This window comes from Phaeospirillum tilakii, assembly GCF_042683125.1.
GTDB classification, from domain to species: Bacteria; Pseudomonadota; Alphaproteobacteria; order Rhodospirillales; family Magnetospirillaceae; genus Phaeospirillum; species Phaeospirillum tilakii.
Genome location: NZ_JBHUIY010000036.1, coordinates 18570 through 40609, shown reverse-complemented (window position 1 = coordinate 40609; position 22040 = coordinate 18570). Strand labels below are relative to the sequence as shown.

Annotated in this window: 21 protein-coding genes; 9 read left to right on the top strand and 12 right to left on the bottom strand. The window is 70.9% G+C overall.

Annotated elements, in window-relative coordinates; all coding sequences use genetic code 11:
- Positions 1 to 334 precede the first annotated feature (334 nt).
- Entirely contained in the window at positions 335 to 754 is a 420-nt protein-coding gene (locus tag ACFSNB_RS15075) for a hypothetical protein (protein WP_377318031.1), read from the top strand.
- A gap of 225 nt (positions 755 to 979) precedes the next feature.
- Here ACFSNB_RS15075 and ACFSNB_RS15070 read toward each other — a convergent pair whose 3' ends face one another.
- A complete protein-coding gene (locus tag ACFSNB_RS15070) occupies positions 980 to 1123 on the bottom strand; it encodes a hypothetical protein (protein WP_377318029.1) in 144 nt (47 codons plus the stop codon).
- 469 nt (positions 1124 to 1592) lie between these two features.
- Between ACFSNB_RS15070 and ACFSNB_RS15065 the strand changes: the two genes are divergently transcribed.
- Together ACFSNB_RS15065 and ACFSNB_RS15060 are read left to right on the top strand one after the other, a co-directional pair.
- The gene (locus ACFSNB_RS15065; protein WP_377318027.1) at positions 1593 to 3632 is read left to right on the top strand and encodes a methyl-accepting chemotaxis protein; all 2040 of its coding nucleotides are present in this window, start codon (positions 1593 to 1595) and stop codon (positions 3630 to 3632) included.
- 206 nt (positions 3633 to 3838) lie between these two features.
- On the top strand, positions 3839 to 4960 hold the full coding sequence (locus tag ACFSNB_RS15060) for a THUMP domain-containing class I SAM-dependent RNA methyltransferase (RefSeq protein WP_377318025.1): 1122 nt from the start codon (positions 3839 to 3841) through the stop codon (positions 4958 to 4960).
- A gap of 6 nt (positions 4961 to 4966) precedes the next feature.
- Here the strand turns inward: ACFSNB_RS15060 and ACFSNB_RS15055 are convergent, their stop codons facing one another.
- The 3 genes from ACFSNB_RS15055 to ygfZ form a co-directional block, all read right to left on the bottom strand.
- Positions 4967 to 6472: an ATP-binding protein gene (locus ACFSNB_RS15055; protein ID WP_377318023.1), complete on the bottom strand. Its 1506-nt coding sequence runs from the start codon at positions 6470 to 6472 to the stop codon at positions 4967 to 4969.
- Complete coding sequence (locus ACFSNB_RS15050; RefSeq protein WP_377318021.1) at positions 6469 to 7197, bottom strand: response regulator; 729 nt, start codon at positions 7195 to 7197, stop codon at positions 6469 to 6471. Before ACFSNB_RS15050 ends, ACFSNB_RS15055 begins: the two co-directional genes overlap by 4 nt.
- A 76-nt stretch (positions 7198 to 7273) precedes the next feature.
- Positions 7274 to 8173, bottom strand: a complete 900-nt coding sequence (gene ygfZ, locus ACFSNB_RS15045) for a CAF17-like 4Fe-4S cluster assembly/insertion protein YgfZ (protein ID WP_377318019.1) — start codon at positions 8171 to 8173, stop codon at positions 7274 to 7276.
- A 152-nt stretch (positions 8174 to 8325) separates the two neighbouring features.
- Here ygfZ and ACFSNB_RS15040 point away from each other — a divergent pair, with 152 nt between their 5' ends.
- From ACFSNB_RS15040 to asnB, 3 genes are read left to right on the top strand one after another with little or no spacing between them, the layout of a single operon-like run.
- Positions 8326 to 9345, top strand: coding sequence for a glycosyltransferase (locus tag ACFSNB_RS15040; protein WP_377318017.1), 1020 nt, complete (start codon positions 8326 to 8328; stop codon positions 9343 to 9345).
- Positions 9342 to 10370: a glycosyltransferase gene (locus tag ACFSNB_RS15035; RefSeq protein ID WP_377318015.1), complete on the top strand. Its 1029-nt coding sequence runs from the start codon at positions 9342 to 9344 to the stop codon at positions 10368 to 10370. The genes ACFSNB_RS15040 and ACFSNB_RS15035 overlap by 4 nt, the downstream gene beginning before the upstream one ends.
- Positions 10370 to 12133 carry an asparagine synthase (glutamine-hydrolyzing) gene (gene asnB, locus ACFSNB_RS15030; RefSeq protein WP_377318013.1) on the top strand — a complete coding sequence of 588 codons (1764 nt, stop codon included), beginning with the start codon at positions 10370 to 10372 and terminating at the stop codon, positions 12131 to 12133. Before ACFSNB_RS15035 ends, asnB begins: the two co-directional genes overlap by 1 nt.
- A 62-nt stretch (positions 12134 to 12195) precedes the next feature.
- Here asnB and ACFSNB_RS15025 read toward each other — a convergent pair whose 3' ends face one another.
- On the bottom strand, positions 12196 to 12900 hold the full coding sequence (locus tag ACFSNB_RS15025) for a hypothetical protein (RefSeq protein WP_377318011.1): 705 nt from the start codon (positions 12898 to 12900) through the stop codon (positions 12196 to 12198).
- 252 nt (positions 12901 to 13152) lie between these two features.
- Between ACFSNB_RS15025 and ACFSNB_RS15020 the strand changes: the two genes are divergently transcribed.
- Positions 13153 to 14478: a dihydroorotase gene (locus ACFSNB_RS15020; RefSeq protein WP_377318009.1), complete on the top strand. Its 1326-nt coding sequence runs from the start codon at positions 13153 to 13155 to the stop codon at positions 14476 to 14478.
- A gap of 76 nt (positions 14479 to 14554) precedes the next feature.
- Here ACFSNB_RS15020 and ACFSNB_RS15015 read toward each other — a convergent pair whose 3' ends face one another.
- From ACFSNB_RS15015 to ACFSNB_RS14995, 5 genes are all read right to left on the bottom strand, one after another.
- Positions 14555 to 14914: a DUF2023 family protein gene (locus ACFSNB_RS15015; RefSeq protein WP_377318007.1), complete on the bottom strand. Its 360-nt coding sequence runs from the start codon at positions 14912 to 14914 to the stop codon at positions 14555 to 14557.
- Positions 14911 to 15393, bottom strand: coding sequence for a flavodoxin FldA (fldA, locus tag ACFSNB_RS15010; RefSeq protein WP_377318005.1), 483 nt, complete (start codon positions 15391 to 15393; stop codon positions 14911 to 14913). Before fldA ends, ACFSNB_RS15015 begins: the two co-directional genes overlap by 4 nt.
- A gap of 35 nt (positions 15394 to 15428) precedes the next feature.
- Positions 15429 to 15782 carry a DUF2325 domain-containing protein gene (locus ACFSNB_RS15005; RefSeq protein ID WP_377318003.1) on the bottom strand — a complete coding sequence of 118 codons (354 nt, stop codon included), beginning with the start codon at positions 15780 to 15782 and terminating at the stop codon, positions 15429 to 15431.
- Positions 15783 to 15931: 149 nt separating this feature from the next.
- Complete coding sequence (locus ACFSNB_RS15000; protein ID WP_377318001.1) at positions 15932 to 16936, bottom strand: GHMP family kinase ATP-binding protein; 1005 nt, start codon at positions 16934 to 16936, stop codon at positions 15932 to 15934.
- Complete coding sequence (locus tag ACFSNB_RS14995) at positions 16933 to 17658, bottom strand: sugar phosphate nucleotidyltransferase (protein ID WP_377317999.1); 726 nt, start codon at positions 17656 to 17658, stop codon at positions 16933 to 16935. Before ACFSNB_RS14995 ends, ACFSNB_RS15000 begins: the two co-directional genes overlap by 4 nt.
- Before the next feature lie 124 nt (positions 17659 to 17782).
- On the opposite strand from ACFSNB_RS14995, the gene ACFSNB_RS14990 reads away from it, so the two are divergent.
- Positions 17783 to 18742: a GDP-L-fucose synthase family protein gene (locus tag ACFSNB_RS14990; protein ID WP_377317997.1), complete on the top strand. Its 960-nt coding sequence runs from the start codon at positions 17783 to 17785 to the stop codon at positions 18740 to 18742.
- 65 nt (positions 18743 to 18807) lie between these two features.
- Entirely contained in the window at positions 18808 to 19797 is a 990-nt protein-coding gene (gene thiS, locus ACFSNB_RS14985; RefSeq protein ID WP_377317995.1) for a sulfur carrier protein ThiS, read from the top strand.
- Between the two features lie 237 nt (positions 19798 to 20034).
- On the opposite strand, the gene ACFSNB_RS14980 is transcribed toward thiS, so the two are convergent.
- Both ACFSNB_RS14980 and ACFSNB_RS14975 read right to left on the bottom strand, forming a co-directional pair.
- Complete coding sequence (locus tag ACFSNB_RS14980) at positions 20035 to 21399, bottom strand: glycerate kinase type-2 family protein (protein ID WP_377317993.1); 1365 nt, start codon at positions 21397 to 21399, stop codon at positions 20035 to 20037.
- Positions 21396 to 22013 carry a methyltransferase domain-containing protein gene (locus ACFSNB_RS14975; RefSeq protein WP_377317991.1) on the bottom strand — a complete coding sequence of 206 codons (618 nt, stop codon included), beginning with the start codon at positions 22011 to 22013 and terminating at the stop codon, positions 21396 to 21398. Before ACFSNB_RS14975 ends, ACFSNB_RS14980 begins: the two co-directional genes overlap by 4 nt.
- Positions 22014 to 22040 lie beyond the last annotated feature (27 nt).

Sequence of the window (22040 nt, the reverse complement as noted above, 5' to 3'; positions counted from 1 at the left end):
CGGTTCGCCCGCCGATACTCACGGCGGGCGGTTTCGGTCCAGGGCATCGATCTCTCTCCGTTTCGTCTCGCAACAAAACGGAATCACAACCCTCTGAAACCGCTCAACTCTTTTTGAGTTGGGCTCTAAGCTGGAGTGGCCGGCAATCTACCGTGACGATCTCGTTAATACATGTGCCATACTATTCCGTGGCGCATTTAACCAATCAGGAATCACTCCTCTCGATGTAATCGGGTCTGAGGAATATGCCGATTGCTTCTGGGCCGCCTTGGCAAATCAGCCGGGCTGGGGCGAGCCAGCATGGGAGAAAACTAGCCTCCTTGCTCATCCGACCATGCTCAAGGGCATGGCCTTCCTTGTGCGCTCTTTCCACAACGGGGAGGAAGCGCGGGATCGGGAGGCTGCGCACGCTAAGCGGGATGACATTATTAAGGCAATTTCTGATGGCGAGGTGGATTTTTCCCATGACAACCCGCTGTGGCGCGTCTACCTGATGAGCCGTGATGAACGTGAGGCTCAATTCCCTGGGATTGAAGACTACATCACGCCGGATGCTGTCCGCCGGCCCTATGGCATTTGGGATGAAGACACCATCCGGCTCCAACTCGGCACCAATACGCGTGATATATCGCGCTACTTTGCTGATCTTGTGCGTTATCAACTCCGGGACAAGGTCGGCCTCGAACCGCGTCCGGGCCTCGTGTCGTTGAAGAAGAAGTTGGCAGAGGCTGAAGCCGAAAAGTTAGTGGCTTAATGAAGGGCAAGGGCCGGCTTTTGCAGCCGGCCCTTGCCACGTCTGTTTTTGTAGGCGGCCAGAGTTGTCTGGGCGCTAGTTCTGACCAGGGCCACATCCTCGGCGGGGCAGTAGTTTGCGGGCAGGGCATCTTATGTCGGGTGGCGCCCGTCTCAACGCTAAGATGGGGTAATTGACTGTTGACTTTGGCTGAAGACAATCTTCCGGCTCGGGTCTCCGACCGCGTCAGTTGGCGAACAGGAAGAAACAGGTTTCCAGCGGGATCGCGATCAGGATCAGCAGCAGCAGGGCATACAGGTTGAGGCTGACGCCCGGCGCGCTGTCCGGGTCGGCGGAGGGGGTGGGGTCGGGGGCCTTGCCATTCGTCATGATCAGCCTTCTTTGCCAAACAACGCGCCGGGAGGGGGGTGAGGATCTCGACCCGATGTCCCGCCAGCCTGCGTCGTTGCCACTTTTCCTTTCACGTTCGTTGGTTCGTCCCAATCGCCTTGCCGGTGGGCCGTCACGGCTGCCGCGTCCCCGTCGGGGCGGCGCCTTCCCGCGTCCGATATCCCGGCTCTGGTCGATGGTTATGACCCTTCTGTGAACGGGTTCACAGATATAAACCCAAAGTCATAATCACGCAACGGCGAAGGTATATAAAATAAAGCCAAATAGTCGGAAGTTTAAGAAAAATTTTATGCAATTTTGTAGCAAGTCGCGACGCCGCCCCGGCGCGGGAGCGGTCCGGGCCGGGGCGGCGGCAAAAGCGGCCCAATCCGTCGGGCCTATGCTTAAAAGACGGGGGGTGGCTTCCCATCTATGTCGTCGGATCTGTCTCTGCGAGGGGAGGCCGTCGATGCTGTTTCGTGCCCGCACGCCATCCGCCAGTTCCCGTCCGGCCCCGGACGCGGTGGGCGCCGAGCCCCATCTCACGCCGGCGGCGGAGCCCGATCCGCCGTTGCGGGTGCTGACCAGCGATGCCGGCCTGGGTGGCCTCGACGCGGCGTTCTTCCGCTTCGATGGCCGTCCGGCCGCCCTGGTGCTGGCCTTCGTCTCGCCGCATGTCGAGTTCGAGGCGGTGGTGCGCGGGCTGCGCCGGCTGGCCGGGGCGGTGCCGCTGGTGGCGGTCAGCACGGCGGGCGAATTGTGCACCGACGGCGGCGCGGCCTGCGGTCCGTTCTATCGCCCGACCGGGGAATCCTGGTCGAGCGTGGTGGTGCAGGCCTTTTCGCCCACCCTGCTGGCCGAGGTCTGCATCCGCTCGGTGCCGCTGCCCAACGCCGACATCCGCGGCGGCGGCGCTCCGCTCGACCGCGAGGAACGGATCGACCGCATCGTCGACTCGCTCGTCGCCGCCGTGCCGCCGTTCCGGCTCGACCCACGCGACAGTCTGGCGCTGACCCTGATCGACGGGTTGTCCTCATGCGAGAATTATCTGATGGAGGCGGTCTATCGCAGTGGCCGCTTCCCCTGCCTGTTCATCGGCGGCTCGGCCGGCGGCACCTTCGATTTCCGCCGCACCCAGATCCATGACGGCAACCGGGTGGTCGAGAATCACGCGGTGCTGCTGTTCCTCAAGCTGGCCCCCGGAATCGGCTATGGCGTGCTGAAAAGCCAGAATTTCCGCAAGACCGGCCGCTCGCTGGTGGTGGCCGAGGCCGATCCCGACCGGCGGCAGGTGGCGGCGGCGATCGATCTCGACAGCGGTCAGGTCACCCCGATCATCGAGTCGCTGTCGGCGCTGATGGGGGTGACGCCCGACCGGCTGGCCGATCAGCTGGCCGGCCATACCTTCGGCATCGAGATCGACGGCGAACTGTTCGTCCGCTCGATCGCCAGGATCGATCCGACGGAGGGGACGGTGTCGTTCTTCTGCGACATCAATCCCGGCGATGAATTGCTGCTGCTGCAAGCGACCGACATGTTCGAGCAGACCCGGCAGGATCTCGACGCCTTCTTCCGGGGCAAGCCGGCGCCGATCGGCGGCATCGTCAATGACTGCATCCTGCGCCGGCTCAACAATCCGTCCCAGCTCGGCCGGTTCGACCAGCTCTACCGGATCCCGGTCGCCGGCTTTTCGACCTTCGGCGAGCTGTTCGGCATCAACGTCAACCAGACCCTGACCGCGCTGTTCTTCTTCCCGGTGCCGCCGGGCGGGCTGTCCGATCCGTTCCTCGACAGCTTTCCGATCCAGTATTCCCACTTCGCCGGCTATTTCACCCGCGCCCGGCTGGCGCGGATGTCGATCCTCAACCAGTTGCGCTCGCGGGTGATCAAGCGGCTGATCGATCATTTCTCCAGCGGGGCGACCCTGCGCGAACGGATCGAGCAGGCGGTCGGGCAGACCGCCGAGGTCCGCCACACCATCGAGGCGGTGCAGCGGGTGATCGCCGAGAACGCCACGGTCGAGCAGGATCGCAGCGATGGCGACGCCCTGCTCGGCCAGTTCTCCGAACTCGGCCGCTCGGTCGGCGAGTTGCGCGAGATCCTCGCCACCATCGACGGCATCGCCGGCCAGACCAACCTGCTGGCCTTGAACGCCACCATCGAGGCGGCGCGGGCCGGCGAGGTCGGCAAGGGCTTCGCGGTGGTGGCGGGCGAGGTCAAGCACCTCGCCAACGGCACCCGCACCACCCTGGGCCGCACCCAGACCGCGATTTCGGGGATCGAGGCCACCCTGGCCGGCCTGGGCGCCGACATCGACGCCACCCGCGCCCGCTTCGGTCAGGCCCAGGAACGGGTGCGGGGGATGGCCGACGGGCTGCTCGACGTCAATCAGCACACCGCCGCGATCGAGCAGGTGCTGTCGGCGCTGTCGGACCTGATCCGCGACCGCGCCGCCACCCTCAAGACGATCGAACGCGACGTCGGCATCCTCAACCGGCTCGGGGGATGAGGGCCGCCCGCGCGCCTCGCGCGCAATCGCGACGAATCAGCGGGGCTGCCGCCCCGCCCCCCGCTCGGGGCGATGCCCCGAACCCCCTTTGTTTCTGAAAAAAAGGGGGAGGTCCGGAGGCGCCAGCCTCCGGGCGGGGTGCGGGGCGGCAGCCCCGCCGCGAGACGAAGGGTGACACCCTTCCGGCGATGGCGTATCCAGGCGCGATGAGCGACGATGACGATTTCGAGATCTTTCTGGTGGCCCTGCCGGGGCTGGAGCCGCTGTTGTGCGCCGAGGCGCGGGAGCGCGGCTTCCGCGATCCGATTCCGGTCAAGGGCGGGGTGACGATCCGGGGTGGCTGGCCCGAGGTGTGGCGGGCCAATCTGGAACTGCGCGGCGCCAGCCGGGTGCTGGCCCGTTTCGCCGCCTTCCGCGCCCTGCACCTCGCCCAGCTCGACAAACGGGCGCGCAAGGTGGCGTGGGGCCGGGTGCTGCGTCCCGATCAGCCGGTGCGGGTCGAGGCGGCCTGCAAGGGCTCGCGCATCTATCATGCCGGGGCGGCGGCGCAGCGGATCGAACGGGCGATCCGCGAGGAACTGGGCGCCCCGATCGACGCCGACAAGGGGCTGCGCCTGATGGCGCGGATCGAGGACGATCTCTGCACCCTCAGCCTTGATACCTCCGGCGCGCCGCTGCACCAGCGCGGCCACAAGCAGGAGGTCAACAAGGCGCCGCTGCGCGAGACGCTGGCCGCGCTGCTGCTGCGCCGCTGCGGTTATGACGGGCGCGAGCCGCTGCTCGATCCGATGTGCGGCTCGGGCACGCTGGTGATCGAGGCGGCGGAAATCGCCGCCGGACTGGCGCCCGGCCGTTCGCGCGCCTTCGCCTTCGAACGCCTCGCCGGATTCGATCCGGCGGCATGGCGGCGTCTGCGCGCCGCCGCCGCCGCACGGGTCAGCCTGCCCGAGCCGCGCTTTCACGGCAGCGACCGCGACGCCGGGGCGGTGGCGATGAGCCGGGCCAATGCCGAACGGGCCGGGCTGGCCGCCGTCACCGCCTTCACCCAGGTGGCGGTGGCCGACCTGACCGCCCCCGACGGCCCGCCCGGGCTGGTGATGGTCAATCCGCCCTATGGCGGCCGTCTCGGCGAGCGCGGTCAGCTGGCGCCGCTTTATCGCCGGCTGGGCGAGACCCTGCGCGACCGCTTCGCCGGCTGGCGGGTCGGGCTGGTGACCAGCGAGCCGGGACTGGCCGCCGCCACCGGCTTGCCGCTGAGCCCGTCGGGGCCGCCGCTGTCGCATGGCGGCCTGCCGATCACGCTTTATACCGCCGCGCCGCTGCCCTGAACGGGGTCAGGCCCGGGGCAGGGTGAAGCTGACCCGCAGCCCGCCTTCCGGCCGGTTGGCCAGGGTGATCGCCCCGCCATGGGCCAAGGCGGCGGCGCGGGCCACCGCCAGCCCCAGCCCGGTGCCGCCGGTGGCGCGCGAGCGCGAGGTTTCCAGCCGCACGAACGGGGCGAACACCCGCTCGAACGCTTCTTCCGGGATGCCGGGGCCGTCATCGTCGATGGTCAACCGCACCATCGCCCCCGGTTCGGCCAGCCCGACCCGGGCGGCGCCGCCATATTTGACCGCGTTGTCGATCAGGTTGGCCAGCGCCCGCTTCAGCGCCACCGGGCGGCCCTCGATCACCAGCGTTTCCGGGCCTTCGTAAGCGCAGGGGGCGCCCAGGTCCTGCATGTCCTCGACCATCCCCTGGACCATCGCGGCGAGATCGAGCCGCAGGCGCGGCTCGCTGGCGGCATCGTCGCGGGCGAAGGCCAGGGTGGCGGCGATCATCTGCTCCATTTCGGCGAGGTCGGCCAGCATGCGGGCGCGCTGGTCGTCGTCCTCGACGAATTCCGCCCGCAGCCGCAGCCGGGTGATCGGGGTCTTGAGGTCGTGGCTGATCGCCGCCAGCATCTGGGTGCGGTCATGGACGAAGCGGCGGATCCGCCCCTGCATCACGTTGAAGGCATGGGCGGCGCGGCGGACCTCGCGCGGGCCGGTTTCCGGCAGCGGCGGGGCGTTGACATCGACCCCCAGCCGTTCCGCCGCCGCGGCGAAGGTGGCGAAGGGCTGGGTCGCCCGCCGCACCGCCACCAGCGCCGCCAGGGTCAGCAGCACCAGCCCGGCCAGCAGCGGCAGCACGAAACGCGGCCGCCACAGCGGGGCGCCGGGATCGAGCGGCGACAGCACGTTGAGCCAGCTCTGGTCCGACAGCCGCACCGCGATGCGCAGCGCCGGCCCGATCAGGCGGGGCGGGTGCGGCCGGACTCCGTCGCCGGGCGGGCCGCCGTCGGGACGGGCGGACCAGTCGGGCGGCCCGCCCTCGGGCGGCGGTTCGCGGTCGGGGGAGGGGGCGGGCGGGGGGCGATGGCCGCCGGAGGGGAGCGGCGGGCGGCCGAACAGGCCGGTGGCCGGGCCGCCGGTCGGGCCGGGCCGGGTCGAGACCCGGATCTCGCGGCCGTCGAGCCCGGTCTCCAGGGTGGCGCGGACGAAGGCGGCGAAGCCGAAGCTTTCCTCCTCGACCACCACCGGCTGCTCGCCCCAGCCGACGCGGAAGCGGGGGGTGTCGAGCCGGCGCAGGGTGGCGTGGCGCAAGGCGGGGTCGGTCTGTTCGGCCAGGGCGACCAGGGCGGCGACCCGCTCGGCGGCGTTGCGGCCGCCGATCGCCTCCAGCGCCTGCTGGCGCTGGTTCTCGAACAGCAGCACCGAGGCGGTGGCGGTCAGCAGCAGCGCCGACACCAGCACCAGCGCGGTCCGGCCCACCACGCTGTCCGGCCAGGGGCGGCCGAGCGCGCGGCGGAGCCGGCTCATGCCCGTTCGACCAGGGCGGTGAACAGATAGCCGCCGCCGCGCACCGTCTTGATCAGTTGCGGGTCCTTGGCGTCGTCGCCGAGGCGGCGGCGCAGCCGGCTGACCTGGATGTCGATCGAGCGGTCGAACGGGGCGGCGGTGCGGCCACGGGCGTAATCGAGCAACTGGTCGCGCGACAGCACCCGGCGGGGATGCTCGACGAACACCTGGAGCAGCGAGAATTCGCCGGCCGACAGCCCGATCATCACCCCCTCGGGCGACATCAGGTCGCGGGTGGCGAGGTCGAGCACCCAGCCGTCGAACCGCACCCGCGCCCCGGTCGCCGCCGGGGGTGCCGCCTCCTCGGCCGCGCCCTGGGCCCGGCGCAGCACCGCCTTGATCCGGGCCAGCAATTCGCGCGGATTGAACGGCTTGGCGACGTAATCGTCGGCGCCCATCTCCAGCCCGACGATGCGGTCGGTGTCCTCGCCCATCGCGGTCAGCATCACGATCGGCAGGGTGGAGCGGGTCTCGCGCAGGCGGCGGGTCAGCGCCAGCCCGTCCTCGCCCGGCAGCATCAGGTCAAGCACCACCAGATCGACCTTGCGCTCGTCGAGCAGGCGGCCCATCTCGATCCCGTCGCGGGCGGTCGAGACGCGCAGACCGTGCTTGGCGAGAAAACGCGCCAGCAGGTCGCGGATTTCCTGGTCGTCATCGACCACGAGGATATGAGGTCCGGGCTCCATCCTTCCCTTATAGCCGGCCGGGCCGGGCGCTGTCGGTTGGTTTAGCGTAACCGAAGGTAACAGACCACGCCGCCGCTCAGCCCTCCGCCGGCAACACCGCCCAGTCCGGCTGGTGGGCGGTCAGGGTCGCCTCGCCGCAGGTCAGGCCGGCGCCGCCGCCGGCGCGGAACGCCTCCAGCCGGATCAAGGCCAGGCCGCGATCGCCCCGGCTCGACCGCATCTCGCCCGCCTCGGTCTCCCCCGCCAGAATCGGGGTGCCCGGCGCCGGGGCCGGACCGGCGATCGTCACCGGCAGCAGCCGCTTGCGGATCAGGCCGCGATAGCGGGTGCGGGCGGTCAGTTCCTGGCCCATGTAGCAGCCCTTGTCGAAATCGACCCCGTGCAGCTCGTCATGGCCGCATTCCAGCAACAGCCCCTTGTCGATCTCGATGTCGCGGCTGCCGTCGGGCAGGCCGAGGCCGAGCCGGAAATGGTCCCATTCGGCGAAATCAACCGGGGCGAATCCGGCCGCCGCCAGCGCCGCCGCGCCGTCCTCGGGCAGCAGCAGCCGGGCTCCGGCGGCGGCGAGACGGGGATCGACCGCCGCCACGCCTCCGGCGAACGCCACGGCGGCGCCCGCCTCGCCGTCCAGCCCCAGCGCCTCGGCCGCGTCGTCGCCCCAGGCGGCGAACACCACCAGCGGCGCCGCCTCGATCGTCACCTTGGCGCGCAGCCGGTGCAGAGTCAGCTTGCGGGCCAGTTCGTCGCGCCGCGCCGCCTCGGACTCGAGCCACACCCCGCCGGCGCCGTCGTCGAACAGGAAGAGGTCGTGCAGGAACTTGCCCTGGGCGGTCAGCATCGCCGCGAACTGGGCGCGGTCGGGCGCGAGCCGGGTGACATCGTTGCTGGTCAGCCCCTGGAGGAAGGACCGGCAGTCCGCCCCGCCCAATGCCAGCACCGCCCGGTGATCGAGACGGGTGAACCACTTGTTCGTCATCTTTCCTCCACGGCCGGGCCGACGAAAAAAAGCGAGGTCCGGAGCGCCGCTCCGGGCGGGTGCGGGCGGCAGCCCGCCGCACCGCACGGCAGAAGGGTGGAACAAAGCGGCCGGGATGACAAGCCCGTCGCCCCGGCCTATAAAGACTCCCCATGCATGTCACCCTGGTCGATGAATCCGTCGCCTTCGACGGTTTGAGCCCCGCCACCCGCCCGCTCGGCGGGGCGGAGCGGGCTTTCGCGGCTCTGGCCGAGGCGCTGGCGCGGCGCGGTCACACGGTCGAGGCCTTCACCGCCACCCCGGCCGCGCTGGAGGTCGCCGGGGTGCGCTGGCAGCCGTTCGGCGCGCGCCGGCCGTCGCGCACCGACTGGCTGATCGCCTACCGCAAACCCGAGCTGCTCGATTTCGTCGCCAAGGCCGGGCGGCGGGTGCTGTGGCTGACCGGCCCGGCGCGGCAGATGAACGCCGCCCCGGCCCGCGCCGCGCTCGACCGCCACGCTCCGTTCCTGCTGCTGATCGCCGAGGCCCAGGCCAGTTTCGACCGGCGCGGCCTGACCGCCGCGTTGCTGCCGATGGCGGTGACGCCCCCTTATGCCGACGCCGAACCGGCGCCGGCCCGGCCGCCCTACGCCATCGCCACCACCCACCCGGCGCATGGGCTCGACACCCTGCTGACCCTGTGGCGCGAGCGGATCCGCCCGGCCGCGCCCGAGGCCGAATTGTGGCTGTGCTCGGCGCTGCTGGCCCGGGCCGAGGCCGGCGGGGCGATCGATCCCGCCCTCCATCCGGTGGCGCAGCAGGCGCTCGACGCCCGCGCCGACGGGGTGCGGATCGTCCGCCCCGAGGGCGATGTCGGCATGGCCCGCCTCTATGCCGGGGCCAGCGTCCACCTTTATCCCGGCCATCCCGACGAGATGGGGGCCTACACCCTGATGGACAGCCAGGCCTGCGGCTGCCCGGCGGTGGCCCGCCCGCTCGGCGCCGCGCCGGAGCGGATCGCCAACGGGGTCAGCGGCTATCTGGTCCCCGACGACGATTCGTTCGCCAATCTCGCCGCCCTGCTGCTGACCCATGACGACACCCGGGCGCTGCTGGGGGCCGAGGCGCGCGCCCGCTTCCGCCGGCTCGACTGGGACAACGCCGCCGGGGCGCTGGAGGGGTGGTTGCGATGACCCGGCTGCTCCAGGCGATGGCCGGGGCGCCGCAGGGGGGGGCCGAGGCCTTCTTCGAACGCCTCGCCCCGGCGCTGGCCCGGGCCGGGATCGAGCAGCATCTGGCGATCCGCCGCGATCCCGCCCGCGCCGCCCGGCTGCGCGGCCAGGGCCTCGCCGTCAGCGAACTGCGCTTCGGCGGCCGGCTCGATCTGACCACCGGTCCCGGTCTGGCCCGGCTGGCCAAGGAGTTCCGCCCCGACGTGATCCTGGCCTGGATGAACCGCGCCGCCCGCTTCCTGCCGCGCGGCCCCTATGTCCGGGTCGGCCGGCTGGGCGGCTATTACGACCTCAAATATTACCGCCGCTGCGATCACCTGATCGCCAACACCCGCGACCTCTGCACCTGGATCAAGCAGGAGGGCTGGCCTTCCGAGCAGGTCCATTACCTGCCCAATTTCGCCGCCGATCCCGGTCTGGTCCGGCCGCTGCCGCGCGCCGAGTTCGACACCCCGGCCGGGGTGCCGCTGCTGCTGGCGCTGGGGCGGCTGCATCCCAACAAGGGCTTCGACCTGCTGCTCCAGGCGCTGACCTATGTCGATGAGGCGGTGCTGTGGCTGGCCGGCGACGGGCCGCTGAAGGCCGAACTGGCCGCCCTGGCCGAGCGGCTGGGGGTGGCGCCGCGGGTCCGCTTCCTCGGCTGGCGCGACGATGCCCCCCGCCTGCTCGCCAGCGCCGATCTGTTCGTCTGCCCGTCGCGGCACGAGCCGCTCGGCAACGTGGTGATCGAGGCCTGGGCCTCGGCCCGGCCGGTGGTCGCCGCCGCCGCCCAGGGGCCGCTCGAACTGATCCGCCCGGGCGAGACCGGGCTGCTGACCCCGCTGGAGGATCCCGCCTCGCTGGCGGCGGCGATCCTGGCCCTGATCAACGACCCCAGCCGGGCCACCCGCCTTGCCCGCGCCGGCCGCGCCGCGTTCGAGGCCCAGTTCACCGAGGCGGCGGTGGTCGAACGCTACCGCGCCTTCCTCGCCAAGGTCACCCGCTGATGTGCGGCATCGCCGGCCTGATCGGCCCCGACGACACCCCGCCGGATCCGGCGATCCTCGACCGCCTCGCCGAGGCGCTGGCCCATCGCGGCCCCGACGGGCGCGGCCGTCATGTCGCCGGCGGCGTCGGGCTGATCCAGAACCGGCTGTCGATCATCGACCTCGAAGGCGGCCGCCAGCCGATCCTCGACGACGAAGGCAATGCCATCGTCGCCAATGGCGAGATCTACAATTACCGCGAACTGCGCGCCGGCCTGCCCGGGCAGCGTTTCGCCACCGCCTCGGACAGCGAGCCGCCGCTGCATCTGTTCCGGCGCGACGGGCTCGATTTCGTCGATCGCCTGCGCGGGATGTACGCCCTGGCGATCCATCACCGTGCCAGCAACCGGGTGGTGCTGGCGCGCGACCCGTTCGGGATCAAGCCGCTTTATTACGCCGAGGGGCCGTGGGGCCTCGCCTTCGCCTCCGAGCCGGCGGCGCTGCTCCGGGCCGGGCTGGTGGCGCCCCGGCTCGCCCCGCGCGCCCGGGCCGAGCTGCTCCAGATGCAGTTCACCTGCGGCGCCGACACCATCTTCGCCGGGATCCGCCGCGTCGCCCCGGGCGAGACCCTGGTGGTCGAGCGCGGCCGGATCGTCGAACGCCGCCATCGCGCCGCCTTGCCGCCCGGCCGGCCGTTCCTCGCCGGGAACGAGAGCGCGCTGATCGACCGGCTCGACGCCCTGCTGGCCGAGGCGGTCGAGCTGCACCAGCGGTCCGACGTGCCCTACGGCATGTTCCTGTCGGGCGGGATCGATTCCTCGGCGGTGCTGGCGCTGATGGCCCGGCTCAATCCCAACGGGGTGCTGGCCTTCAGTGCGGGCTTTCCCGACAGCGGCGCCCGCGACGAGCGCGCCCAGGCCCGTGCCCTGGCCGAGGCGACCGGGGCGCGTTGCGTCGAGGTGGCGGTGACCGAGGCCGATCTGTGGGCGCTGCTGCCGGCGATCGCCCGGGCGATGGACGATCCCGCCGCCGATTACGCCTGCCTGCCGACCTGGAAACTGGCGGCCGAGGCGCGGAAGTCGGTCAAGGTGATCCTGTCGGGCGAGGGCGGCGACGAATTGTTCGCCGGCTATGGCCGCTACCGCAGCGCGTTGCGGCCGTGGCCGTTCGGGCGGCCGCCGCGCCGGTCGGGGACCTTCGACCGGCTGGGGGTGCTGCGCCCGGGGGTGACCGAGGGCTGGCGTGCGCGGTTTGCCGCCAGCCTTGCCGCCGCCGCGCCCGGCCGCGACCGGCTCCAGGCGGTCCAGGCCGCCGATTGCGCCGACTGGCTGGCCCACGACCTGCTGACCAAGGCCGACCGCTGTCTGATGGCTCACGGCATCGAGGGGCGGGTGCCGCTGCTCGACGGCGAGCTGGCTTCGTTCGCCTTCCGTCTGCCCGACCGGCTCAAGCTGCATCGCGGCAAGGGCAAATGGCTGTTGCGGCGCTGGCTCGATCTCGCTCTGCCGCCGGCCCAGCCGTTCGCCCCCAAGCGCGGCTTCACCGTCCCGGTGGGGGAATGGATCGGGCGGCGGCCGGAGCTGGGGGCGCTGCTGGCGCGTCAGCCGGGAATCGAGGAGATCTGCCGGCCCGGTGCGGTCGAGGCGCTGTTCCGCGATCCCCGGCCGGAGAACGGCTTCGCCCGCTGGAGTCTGCTGTTCTATGCGCTGTGGCACCGGGCGCATATCCTCGGGCGGGGCGGGGAGGGCGATGTGTTCGACAGCCTCGGCGAGAGTCCGGCCTGACGGCCGGTGGCGTGGGCGCTGCCCACACCCGCCAGGGGCCGCAAGGCCCCTGGACCCCGTGATCAGCGGCAGAAATCGGCGGGGGAGGTCACCCCGACGGTGGTGACGGCGGCATCGCGCGGCACCACGAATTCCGCCACGCCGACATGCGACGGATTGGCCGGCGACCAGTCGTAGGTCCAGCCCATCCCGGTGAAGGGAAAGCCGCCATAGGGATAGGCGCCCGACACCGCGCCGGTTCGGGCGAAGCCCTGGCGGTGGCTGTCCCACACCTGCGAGGCCAGAAAATAGAGGCGCCGCTGTTCCTCCGCCGTCGCGTTGTCGGCAAGCGGGGGAATCCGGCCCAGACCGCACTGGCTGTCGTCGAGCCCGCCACCCCCCAGGCAGGGACGAAACAGGCTGGCCCGCTTCACCGACAGGGTCTTGATCACGTTGTTGGTCGGCTGGTAGGGCAGGCCCAGCACCTGCTGCAATCGCAAGGCCGGGTTTGCCGCGCCGGCACAGGCGTTTCTCAGTTCCCGGGGCAGGCTGACCCAGACCTCGAAGCCGCGGGCGTCAACCGGGATCTCGTCCGGCCGGGCGAAGCTGACCACCTCGACCGTTTCCCCGGCGGGGGGAATCGCGAGGCGGACCTGAAAGGCCGGGGTGACCACCGCCGCCGCCCGCAAGCCCGCCTCGTAATCGGCCAGCGCGTCGGCCGAGGCGGCTGGCGCGCCCAGCAGCAGGATGGCGGCCACGGCCGCGCCGATGATTTTCCCATCCGCCATGATCCATCCCTCCGCAAGAGGATATCGCCAATAGGTTTTATCTTTGTTTGATTAGAAAATCAATGATTGCCGCTGTCTTCCGCTCGCCCCCGGCGGAATCGCCATCCCCGTCCCCGGAACCTTCGGTTATAGTCGGGCCGGGAACGCGGACTCCCATTCCTGGGATCCAAGGGCCTTGCGGCCCTTGGCGGGGGCGGGCGGAGCCCGCGTTTTCTGTCTTTCTATCAGCCAGCAGCAGCGGAGCCGCCGACGATGTCCCTTCCCTACGACCTGATCCTGCGCCACGCCATGGCGGTGACACCGGCCGGGGTGGTGCGGACCGAGATCGGCATCCGCGACGGGCGGATCGCCGCGTTGGGCGACCTGTTCGGGGCGCAAGCGGTCGAGGAGATCGACCTGCACGGCCTGACATTGCTGCCTGGGGTGATCGACAGCCACGTCCATTTCCGCGAGCCGGGGGCCGAGGCCAAGGAGGATCTGGCCACCGGCAGCGCGGCGGCGGCGCTGGGCGGGGTCACCGCGGTGTTCGAGATGCCCAACACCAAGCCGCCGACCACCAATCCCGAGGCGCTGGCCGACAAGCTGGCGCGGGCGGCCGGGCGCTGCTGGGTCGATCACGCCTTCTTCCTCGGCGCCACCGCCGAGGGGCTGCCCCATCTGGCCGCATGGGAGCGGCTGCCGGGCTGTGCCGGGATCAAGCTGTTCATGGGATCGAGCACCGGCACCCTGCTGCTGGAGGACGATGTCGGCCTCAAGACCCTGCTGGCGGCGGGAACCCGGCGGATCGCCGCCCATTGCGAGGACGAGACCCGCCTCAAGCAGCGCCGCCCGCTGGCCGAGGCCGAGGGCCATCCCCGCGCCCATCCGGTGTGGCGCGACGCCGAGGCGGCGCTGATCGCCACCCGCCGGCTGGTCGGGCTGGCCGAGCAGGCGCGGCGGCGGGTCCACATCCTCCACGCCACCAGCGCCGAGGAGATGGCTTTCCTGGCCGAGCACAAGGATTGGGCCTCGGTCGAGGTCACGCCGCAGCACCTGACCCTGGCCGCGCCGGAATGCTACGAGCGGCTGGGCACCCTGGCGCAGATGAACCCGCCGATCCGCGACGCCCGCGCCCGCGAGGCGCTGTGGGCGGCGATCGCCAACGGGGTGGTCGATACGCTGGGCTCCGACCACGCCCCCCATCTGCGGACCGAGAAGGGCCAGGGCTATCCCGCCAGCCCGTCGGGGATGCCGGGGGTGCAGACCCTGGTGCCGCTGATGCTCGACCATGTCGCCGAGGGGCGGCTGGGGCTGGAGCGGCTGGCCGACCTGACCAGCGCCGGCCCGGCCCGGCTGTTCGGGCTGATCGGCAAGGGACGGATCGCGGTCGGCTACGACGCCGATTTCACCGTGGTCGATCTCAAGGCGGCGCGGACCATCGGCAACGACCAGATCGCCAGCCGCTGCGGCTGGACCCCGTTCGACGGCAAGCGGGTCAAGGGCTGGCCGGTGGCGACGCTGCTGCGCGGCCGGGTGATCATGCGCGAGGGCGAACTGATCGGCGCCCCCGAAGGCCAGCCGCTGCGCTTCGCCGACTGAGGCACCCCCCCCAATGGGTTCCAAGGGCCTTCCGGCCCTTGGCGGGTGTGGGCAGCGCCCACGGCTTTTTTTTGTTCTACTCCGCCGCGATCGCGAAGGCGGCGGCGGCGCGGCTCGACTGGATCAGGAAGCGCTGACACTGCTGCTCGCGGTCATAGCCGAGCAGGGTGCCGAGGATGAAATCCTCCTCGGGCGACAATTGGGCCAGCGGCCGCGACACGATTCGCCGCGCCGTCTCGACCCACAGCCCGCGCCCGAAGAACAGGTTGGCCTTGGCCGGCCCGACCGGCTGGAGGAAGTGGGTGACCGAATCGAGTTCGAGCCGGGCCAGCACCGCCGGCACCTCCTCACTCGGCAGGGTCAGCAGCACCAACTGCCGCACCCCCTTGCGGATTTCGTAGAGGTGGTGTTGCAGCAGGGTCTGGGTCGGGCTCATTTGAGCCCTCCCAGCCAATCGACGATCCGCGCCTCGGTCTTGCCCGCCTGGTTGTCCTCGTCGAGGGCGAGGCCGACGAAGCGGCCGTCGCGCACCGCGCGCGAGGCGATGAAATCGTAGCCGTCGGTGCCGGTTTCTCCCACCACCCGGGCGCCCCGGGCGGTGACCTCGTCATAGAGGGTGCCCATCGCATCGACGAAGCTGTCGGGATAGGTCATCTGGTCGCCGGTGCCGAACAGCGCCACCCGCTTGCCGTCGAGGTTGGCGGCGCGCAGCCGGTCGATGCCGATTTCCCAGTCCGACGACAGGTCGCCCAGCCCATAGGTGGGGGCGCCCAGCACCAGCAGGTCGCAACCTTCGAAATCGGCCGGGCTGGCGCGGCCGACCGAGACCAGCCGCGCCGCCAGCGGGCCGGCGATGCGGCGGGCGATCTTCTCGGTGGTGCCGGATTCGGAGCCATAGACAACGGTAACGCTCATCGCAACCTCGCGAGACTGATGGGGGGAGAGGGGGCTCAGGACGCCGCCTGGGCCGGCAGCGCCTCGAGCGCCTGACGGAAGGCACCCAGGCCGTGGCTGCGCACCGGCACGAACGGGGTGTCGGTGCGGCGGCAGGCCTTCTTGATCTGGTCGTGGGCGTTGTGGCTGATGCAATCGACCGGGAACATCACCGTGTCGGCCTGGGCGATCATCCGCCCCAGCCGGCCGATGCCGTCCTCGAAGCCGCCATCGTGATAGACCAGGGTGCCGTTGCGCGCTTCCACCAGCCGGCGCAGATGGGCGACCTGCACCCCGCGCCCACCGACGAACAGGATGCAGCGTCCGCACAGGTCACAACAATCAGCGGTGTCGTCGTTCGTCCGGCTCACCGGAACCTCCTCCGTTTGGGAACGTCGATGGAGGGCAGCCTAGCCTGCCCGGCCAGCCATTGCAAGTGATTCGCATTATCAAATTTAGGGCGGGCGAATCCCCGGGCGCGGGGACGCCGATCCGGCGCCGATCCACGAGGAGGAGGGGATCAGAGGCTGTCGGCGCCGTCCGGTTCGTAGACCACGATCCGGCTGCCGGCCGGGTCGATGTCGAAGCCGACATGGATCAGGTCGGCCAGGCGGGCGCGCACCGCCGCCTGACGCTCGGGCGGGACGAAGAACAGCATGAAGCCGCCGCCGCCGGCGCCCAGCAGCTTGCCGCCGATCGCCCCGGCCTCGCGCGCGGCGCGGTAGATCGCGTCGATCTCGGGCGAGCTGACCTCGTCGGCCAGTTCGCGCTTCAGCATCCAGGATTGGTGCAGCAGCTCGCCGATCTCGGCCAGCGGGCGGGCGGGGTCCTGGAGGATCGCCGCCGCCTCGTCAACCATCGCCCGCATCGCGTGGAGCTGGGCCTCGCGCCGGTCGATGTTGGCGATCTGGCGGGCGGCGAGCTGGTCGGCGAAGCGGGAGAAGCCGGAAAACACCAGCATCAGCGAGGCGACCAGCGCCTCGCGCCGGCCGGGCGGCATCACCAGCGGCTCGACCGCGAAGCTGCCGTCGCGGTTGAACTCGATCCGGTTCATCCCGCCATAGGCCGCCCAGATCTGGTCCTGCGAGCCGACATTCTCGCCGATCACCTGCTGCTCGATCCGGATCGCCTCGGCGGCCAGGGCCTGCTTGGTCACCATCCGCCCGCGCGCCGCCCACAGCGCGTTGAGCAGGCCGACGGTGAAGGACGAACTGGAGCCGAGCCCGGAGCGGGCCGGCAGGTCGCCCTGATGCTGGATCTCGATGCCGTGGGCGATCCGCATCTCGCCCAGCACCGCCCGCACCGAGGGATGCTGGATCTCCTCGATCCCGCTGACCAGCTCGATGCGGGAATAGACGATGCGGTGGCGGTGCTCGAAGAACGGCGGCAGTTGCCGCAGGCTGAGGTAGCAATATTTGTTGATGGCGAAGCCGAGCACCGCGCCGCCATGGCGCAGCGACCATTTGGGATAATCGGTGCCGCCGCCGAACAGCGAGACGCGGTAGGGGGTGCGGCTGATGATCATGGCGTTGTTTCCCCCGGCAGCACCGTCCCGGCGCGGGCGAGGCTGTCCGGGGTGCCGATGTCGATGAAGCGCGCCCCGGCGGCGGCATGGGCCAGCAGGCTGCCGGGCGGCAGCCGGGCGAGGAAGTCGCGTTCGAGCGAGGGGCCGCAGGCGCCGGCCAGCGCGCCCAGCCCGGCGCGCGACAGCAGCAGCGCGCCGCCATGGATCAAACCGGGGTCGCGATGGTCGGGATCCTTCTCGACGAAGCGGGCCACCGTGCCGTCCGGGGCGGTGTCGATCCGGCCGTAGCGGGCGACGTCCTCGACCCCGACGCACAGCAGGGATCCCAGCCGGGCGGCGGCGCGGTGGGCGGCGAGGAAGGCGGCGAAATCGGCTTCGAGCCAGGTGTCGCCGTTCAGCACCAGCAGCGGATCGGTGGTGCCGGCGGCGATCGCCAGCCGCAGTGCCCCGGCGGTGCCGAGCGGGGCGGATTCGACCACGCTGACCACCGGCAGCGGCAGCGGGCGCCCGGCGAGATGGGCCAGCACCCGGTCGGCGCCGACGCCAAGGGCCAGGATCGCCCGTCCCACCCCGAGCGCGGCGAGTTGATCGAGCAGATGGTCGAGGAACGGCCGCCGGTTGACCGGGGCCAGCACCTTGGGCAGGTCGCCCAGCACGCCCCGGATCCGGGTGCCGAGGCCGCCGGCGAGGATCACCGCGTCCACGCCTTCGAGATCGCCCATCCGCATCCCCCGTCGTCTCGCCTCGGGCTCCTGTTCCGTGTTACCGCAGATCGACGCCCTTGTCATCCGCCCGCAACTGGTGCTCAACTGCGGCCCGCTCGCTCCACCGCCCGGAAGCCCGCCGATGTCCTCCATCCCCGCCCTCTATTCCCTCGCCGGCAAGCGCGTCTGGATCGCCGGCCATCGCGGCATGGTCGGCTCGGCGCTGCGGCGGCGGCTGGCGGGAAGCGGCTGCACCCTGCTGACGGTGGGGCGCGAGGATCTCGACCTGACCGATCAGGCGGCGGTGGCCCGCTGGATGGCGGCGGAGCGGCCGCAGGTGGTGGTGATGGCCGCCGCCCTGGTCGGCGGCATCGTCGCCAACGCCTCCCGTCCGGCCGAGTTCATCCGGGTCAACCTCGCCATCGCCGCCAACACCATCGACGCCGCCCACGCCACCGGGGTCGAGAAGCTGCTGTTCCTCGGCTCATCCTGCACCTATCCCCGGCTGGCGGCCCAGCCGATCGCCGAGGACGCGCTGATGACCGGGCCGATCGAGCCCACCAGCGAGGCCTACGCCACCGCCAAGATCGCCGGGATGCGGATGGCCCAGGCCTATCGCCGCCAGTATGGCGATGATTTCATCGTCGCCATCCCCACCGGGGTCTATGGCCCGGGCGACACTTTCGATCCCGAGGCCGGCCATGTCCTGCCGGCGCTGCTGCGCCGCTTCCACGAGGCCAAACGCGACGGGCTCGGGGCCGTCACCCTGTGGGGCAGCGGCGCGCCCTTGCGCGAATTCCTCCATGTCGATGATCTGGCCGACGCGCTGGTGTTCCTGCTCGAACATTATTCCGACGTGGCCCCGATCAATGTCGGCTCCGGCGTCGAGGTCAGCATCCGCGAGCTGGCCGAACGAATCGCCCGGCTGGTCGGGTTCGACGGCGAGATCCGCTTCGATCCGGCCAAGCCCGACGGCGCCCCGCGCAAGCTGCTCGAGTCCGCCCGCCTCGCCGCGCTGGGCTGGCGGGCCGGCCGGGGCCTCGATCAGGGGCTGGCCGAAACCTACGCGGCGTGGCGTGCCGCCACCGGTTCAGCGGGTTGAAAAGGCGCCTCACACCGTTCCATAATGTCTTTCCCTGATTCTCTCTTGCGATAACGGGTCCCCCCATGAAGCTGATTCTCAATGGCGAGCCGCGCCATCTGGCCGGCCCGGCCAGCGTCGCCGAACTTCTCGCCCAGATGGGCATCGACCGCGCCAAGGTGGCGGTCGAGCGCAACCTCGAAATCGTGCCGAAATCGGCCTACGACGCCACCGTCCTCGACGAGGGCGACAAGATCGAGGTGGTCGCCTTCATCGGCGGCGGCTGTGACGACGCGGCCGGCGAGGATCCGCTGGTGGTGGCCGGGCGGCGCTTTTCGTCGCGGCTGCTGGTCGGCACCGGCAAGTACAAGGATTTCGAGGAAACCGCCCGCGCCATCGAGGCCAGCGGCGCCGAAATCGTCACCGTCGCGGTGCGCCGCGTCAACCTGACCGACCCGACCCAGCCGATGCTGGTCGATTACGTCAGCCCCAAGAAATACACCTTCCTGCCCAACACCGCCGGCTGCTACACCGCCGAGGAAGCGGTGCGCACCCTGCGCCTCGCCCGCGAGGCCGGCGGCTGGAACCTGGTCAAGCTCGAGGTGCTGGGCGACCAGACCACCCTCTATCCCAACATGCCCGAAACCCTGCGCGCCGCCGAGGCGCTGATCAAGGACGGGTTCGAGGTGATGGTCTACTGTTCCGACGACCCGATCCAGGCGCGGATGCTGGCCGATCTCGGCTGCGTCGCGATCATGCCGCTCGGCTCGCTGATCGGCTCGGGCCTCGGCATCCTCAACCCCACCACCATCCAGATCATCAAGGCCAGCGTCTCGGTGCCGGTGCTGGTCGATGCCGGCGTCGGCGCCGCCTCCGATGCGGCGGTGGCGATGGAACTGGGCTGTGATGGCGTGCTGCTCAACACCGCCATCGCCCATGCCCGCGACCCGATCGCGATGGCCCGGGCGATGAAGCATGCCGTGATCGCCGGCAGGTTGTCGTTCCAGGCCGGCCGCATGCCGCGCAAGAGCTACGCCGATCCGTCCTCGCCCACCACCGGGCTGATCGGGAAGTAAGGCGGGCTTGCCGCCCGCACCCGCTCGGGGAGCGGGGCTCCCCGAACCCCTCCCTTTTTTAGGGCCATCACGGATGAGCGGGGAGGGCTGTCCCTGTCCTTTCCGTCATGCCCGGACTTGATCCGGGCATCCATGGGGGCCGTCGGGCGCCTTGTCCGAAGTTGACAACGGGGATGGCCGGGTCAGGCCCGGCCATGACCCGCCTCTATCCTCCGGAATGACGCGATGGCCCTTTTCTCAAGGGGAGGGGGTGACGAGCAGGAGTTGCAGGTCGCAGACGTTGGTCAGGGTCGGGCCGAGGCGGAGCAAATCGCCGGTGGCGGCGAACAAGCGATAGGAATCGTGGCGGGCCAAGGCCTCCGCCAGTGACAGGCCGAGGCTGCGGGCGCGGGTCAGCACGGCGGCCGAGGCATAGGCACCGGCCGCGTCGGTCGGGCCGTCGCCGCCGTCGGTGGCCGCCGCCAGCAAATGCAGGCCGGCGCCCTGGGCCGGGTCGCGGGTCAGGGCGCACAGGAACGACAGCGCCAGTTCCTGGTTGCGGCCGCCCAGGCCGGGATTGGCGCCGAGAGTCACGGTGGTTTCGCCGCCGCTGACCAGCAAGGCCGGCGGCGGCGCCAGCAGGGCATGATCGCGCAGGTCGCGGCCGATGGCGTAAAGCTGGCGTCCGGCCTCGCGCGCCTCGCCGCACAACGAGGCGGTCAGGGAAAGAGTCGGCAGGCCCAGCGCCATGCCCGCGTCGCGGGCGGCGCGCACCGCCGTCAGGGTGTTGCCCAGCACCAGCGGGGTCACCAATTCCAGGCGGGGATCGTCCGGCTTCAGCGTTTCCGGGTGCTGCCCGGCCGCGCCCTGTTCGAGCAGGGTGCGGGCGGCGGCGGGGATGTGCTGGCGCAAATCGTGGGCATCGAGCACCGCCAGGGCGTCGGCGTAGGAGGTGGGGTCGGGGCTGACCGGGCCGGAGGCGATCACGTCGAGCCGGTCGCCGATCACGTCGGACAGGATCAGGGCGAGGCAGCGGGCGGGGGCCAGCCGGGCCAGCAGGCGGCCGCCCTTCAGCGCCGACAGATGCTTGCGCACGCAATTGATCGCGGCGATGTCGGCGCCGCTGGCGAGCAAGGCGGCGGTGACCGCCTGCTTGTCGGCCAGGGTCAGGCCGCTGTCCTCTCGCGGCGCGCAGAGCAGGGCCGAGCCGCCGCCCGACAGCAGCAGGATCACCAGGGTATCGGCCTCGGCCTGATCGGCCAGCGCGGCGAGGCGGCGGGCGGCGTCGATCCCGGCTTCGTCGGGGGTGGGATGACCGGCCTCGGCCACCGCGATGCGGCGCAATGGCAGATGATGGCCATGCTTGACCACCACCAGCCCGCCGGAGACCCGCTCGCCCAGCTTGGCCTCGATCGCCTGGGCCATCCGTGCCGCCGCCTTGCCGGCGCCCAGCACCAGCACCCGGCGGAAGGCGTCGAGATCGCCCCGCCAACTCTGTCCCCCGGCCTCGGCGACCAGATGGCGCCCGTCATAAGCGAGCCGCTCGGCGATCAGCCGGCCCGGATCGACCGAGGCCAATGCGGCGGCGAGGACCCGGTCGAGGATAAGGCGGGGATCGGTCATGGCGTGGCGGCGCGGCGGGCGATCAGATAGAGCCAGGCGGCATGAGCCCGCTTGGTATTGGCTTCGACGATGTCCCAGTCGGCAAAGCCGGCGGCGGCGAGCAGCGGCGCGAGCTGCTCCGGCTCCCAGTAGCAGAAGAATCGCGGCGCCCCGAGCTTGGCGCTGGACCATTCCTCCCCGGTGCCGCGCTTGAGGCTGAAGGCCAGCCGCCCGCCCGGCGCCAGCGCCCCGGCCAACTGCCCGAGGATGGCTCCCAACTGCCCGCGCGGAAAATGATGCAGCACCGCATTGGCGAGGATCAGATCCTGCCCGGGCTCCAGCCGATCCCGCCGCAGATCGAACCGCCGCGCCGCGAACCCGCGCCGCCGCAATTCCGCGACGAAGGACTCGGCCGCATCGGTGGTCTCGATCCGATAGCCCTTGCCCTGAATGTAGGCGGCATCGCGCCCGAACCCGCTGCCGATCTCGACCAGCCGGGCGGTGGGGGCGAGACCTTCCAACGCCGCACCGATCCAGTCGCGCACTTCGCCACTGACGGCACCGGGGGTCCCCCCGACATATTCGGCGACATGCTGTTCGTAACTGTCGAGGGTGGCCCCGTTGACGTCATCCATGGCCAAGTGCCTTCAATCGAAGCAGGT

What these genes read in the sequence shown, in the direction of transcription:
- ACFSNB_RS15075 (WP_377318031.1), top strand. Translation starts at nt 335, where the DNA reads ATGCTCAAGGGCATGGCCTTCCTTGTGCGCTCTTTCCACAACGGGGAG.
- ACFSNB_RS15070 (WP_377318029.1), bottom strand. Translation starts at nt 1,123, where the DNA reads ATGACGAATGGCAAGGCCCCCGACCCCACCCCCTCCGCCGACCCGGAC.
- ACFSNB_RS15065 (WP_377318027.1), top strand. Translation starts at nt 1,593, where the DNA reads ATGCTGTTTCGTGCCCGCACGCCATCCGCCAGTTCCCGTCCGGCCCCG.
- ACFSNB_RS15060 (WP_377318025.1), top strand. Translation starts at nt 3,839, where the DNA reads ATGAGCGACGATGACGATTTCGAGATCTTTCTGGTGGCCCTGCCGGGG.
- ACFSNB_RS15055 (WP_377318023.1), bottom strand. Translation starts at nt 6,472, where the DNA reads ATGAGCCGGCTCCGCCGCGCGCTCGGCCGCCCCTGGCCGGACAGCGTG.
- ACFSNB_RS15050 (WP_377318021.1), bottom strand. Translation starts at nt 7,197, where the DNA reads ATGGAGCCCGGACCTCATATCCTCGTGGTCGATGACGACCAGGAAATC.
- ygfZ (WP_377318019.1), bottom strand. Translation starts at nt 8,173, where the DNA reads ATGACGAACAAGTGGTTCACCCGTCTCGATCACCGGGCGGTGCTGGCA.
- ACFSNB_RS15040 (WP_377318017.1), top strand. Translation starts at nt 8,326, where the DNA reads ATGCATGTCACCCTGGTCGATGAATCCGTCGCCTTCGACGGTTTGAGC.
- ACFSNB_RS15035 (WP_377318015.1), top strand. Translation starts at nt 9,342, where the DNA reads ATGACCCGGCTGCTCCAGGCGATGGCCGGGGCGCCGCAGGGGGGGGCC.
- asnB (WP_377318013.1), top strand. Translation starts at nt 10,370, where the DNA reads ATGTGCGGCATCGCCGGCCTGATCGGCCCCGACGACACCCCGCCGGAT.
- ACFSNB_RS15025 (WP_377318011.1), bottom strand. Translation starts at nt 12,900, where the DNA reads ATGGCGGATGGGAAAATCATCGGCGCGGCCGTGGCCGCCATCCTGCTG.
- ACFSNB_RS15020 (WP_377318009.1), top strand. Translation starts at nt 13,153, where the DNA reads ATGTCCCTTCCCTACGACCTGATCCTGCGCCACGCCATGGCGGTGACA.
- ACFSNB_RS15015 (WP_377318007.1), bottom strand. Translation starts at nt 14,914, where the DNA reads ATGAGCCCGACCCAGACCCTGCTGCAACACCACCTCTACGAAATCCGC.
- fldA (WP_377318005.1), bottom strand. Translation starts at nt 15,393, where the DNA reads ATGAGCGTTACCGTTGTCTATGGCTCCGAATCCGGCACCACCGAGAAG.
- ACFSNB_RS15000 (WP_377318001.1), bottom strand. Translation starts at nt 16,936, where the DNA reads ATGATCATCAGCCGCACCCCCTACCGCGTCTCGCTGTTCGGCGGCGGC.
- ACFSNB_RS14995 (WP_377317999.1), bottom strand. Translation starts at nt 17,658, where the DNA reads ATGGGCGATCTCGAAGGCGTGGACGCGGTGATCCTCGCCGGCGGCCTC.
- ACFSNB_RS14990 (WP_377317997.1), top strand. Translation starts at nt 17,783, where the DNA reads ATGTCCTCCATCCCCGCCCTCTATTCCCTCGCCGGCAAGCGCGTCTGG.
- thiS (WP_377317995.1), top strand. Translation starts at nt 18,808, where the DNA reads ATGAAGCTGATTCTCAATGGCGAGCCGCGCCATCTGGCCGGCCCGGCC.
- ACFSNB_RS14980 (WP_377317993.1), bottom strand. Translation starts at nt 21,399, where the DNA reads ATGACCGATCCCCGCCTTATCCTCGACCGGGTCCTCGCCGCCGCATTG.
- ACFSNB_RS14975 (WP_377317991.1), bottom strand. Translation starts at nt 22,013, where the DNA reads ATGGATGACGTCAACGGGGCCACCCTCGACAGTTACGAACAGCATGTC.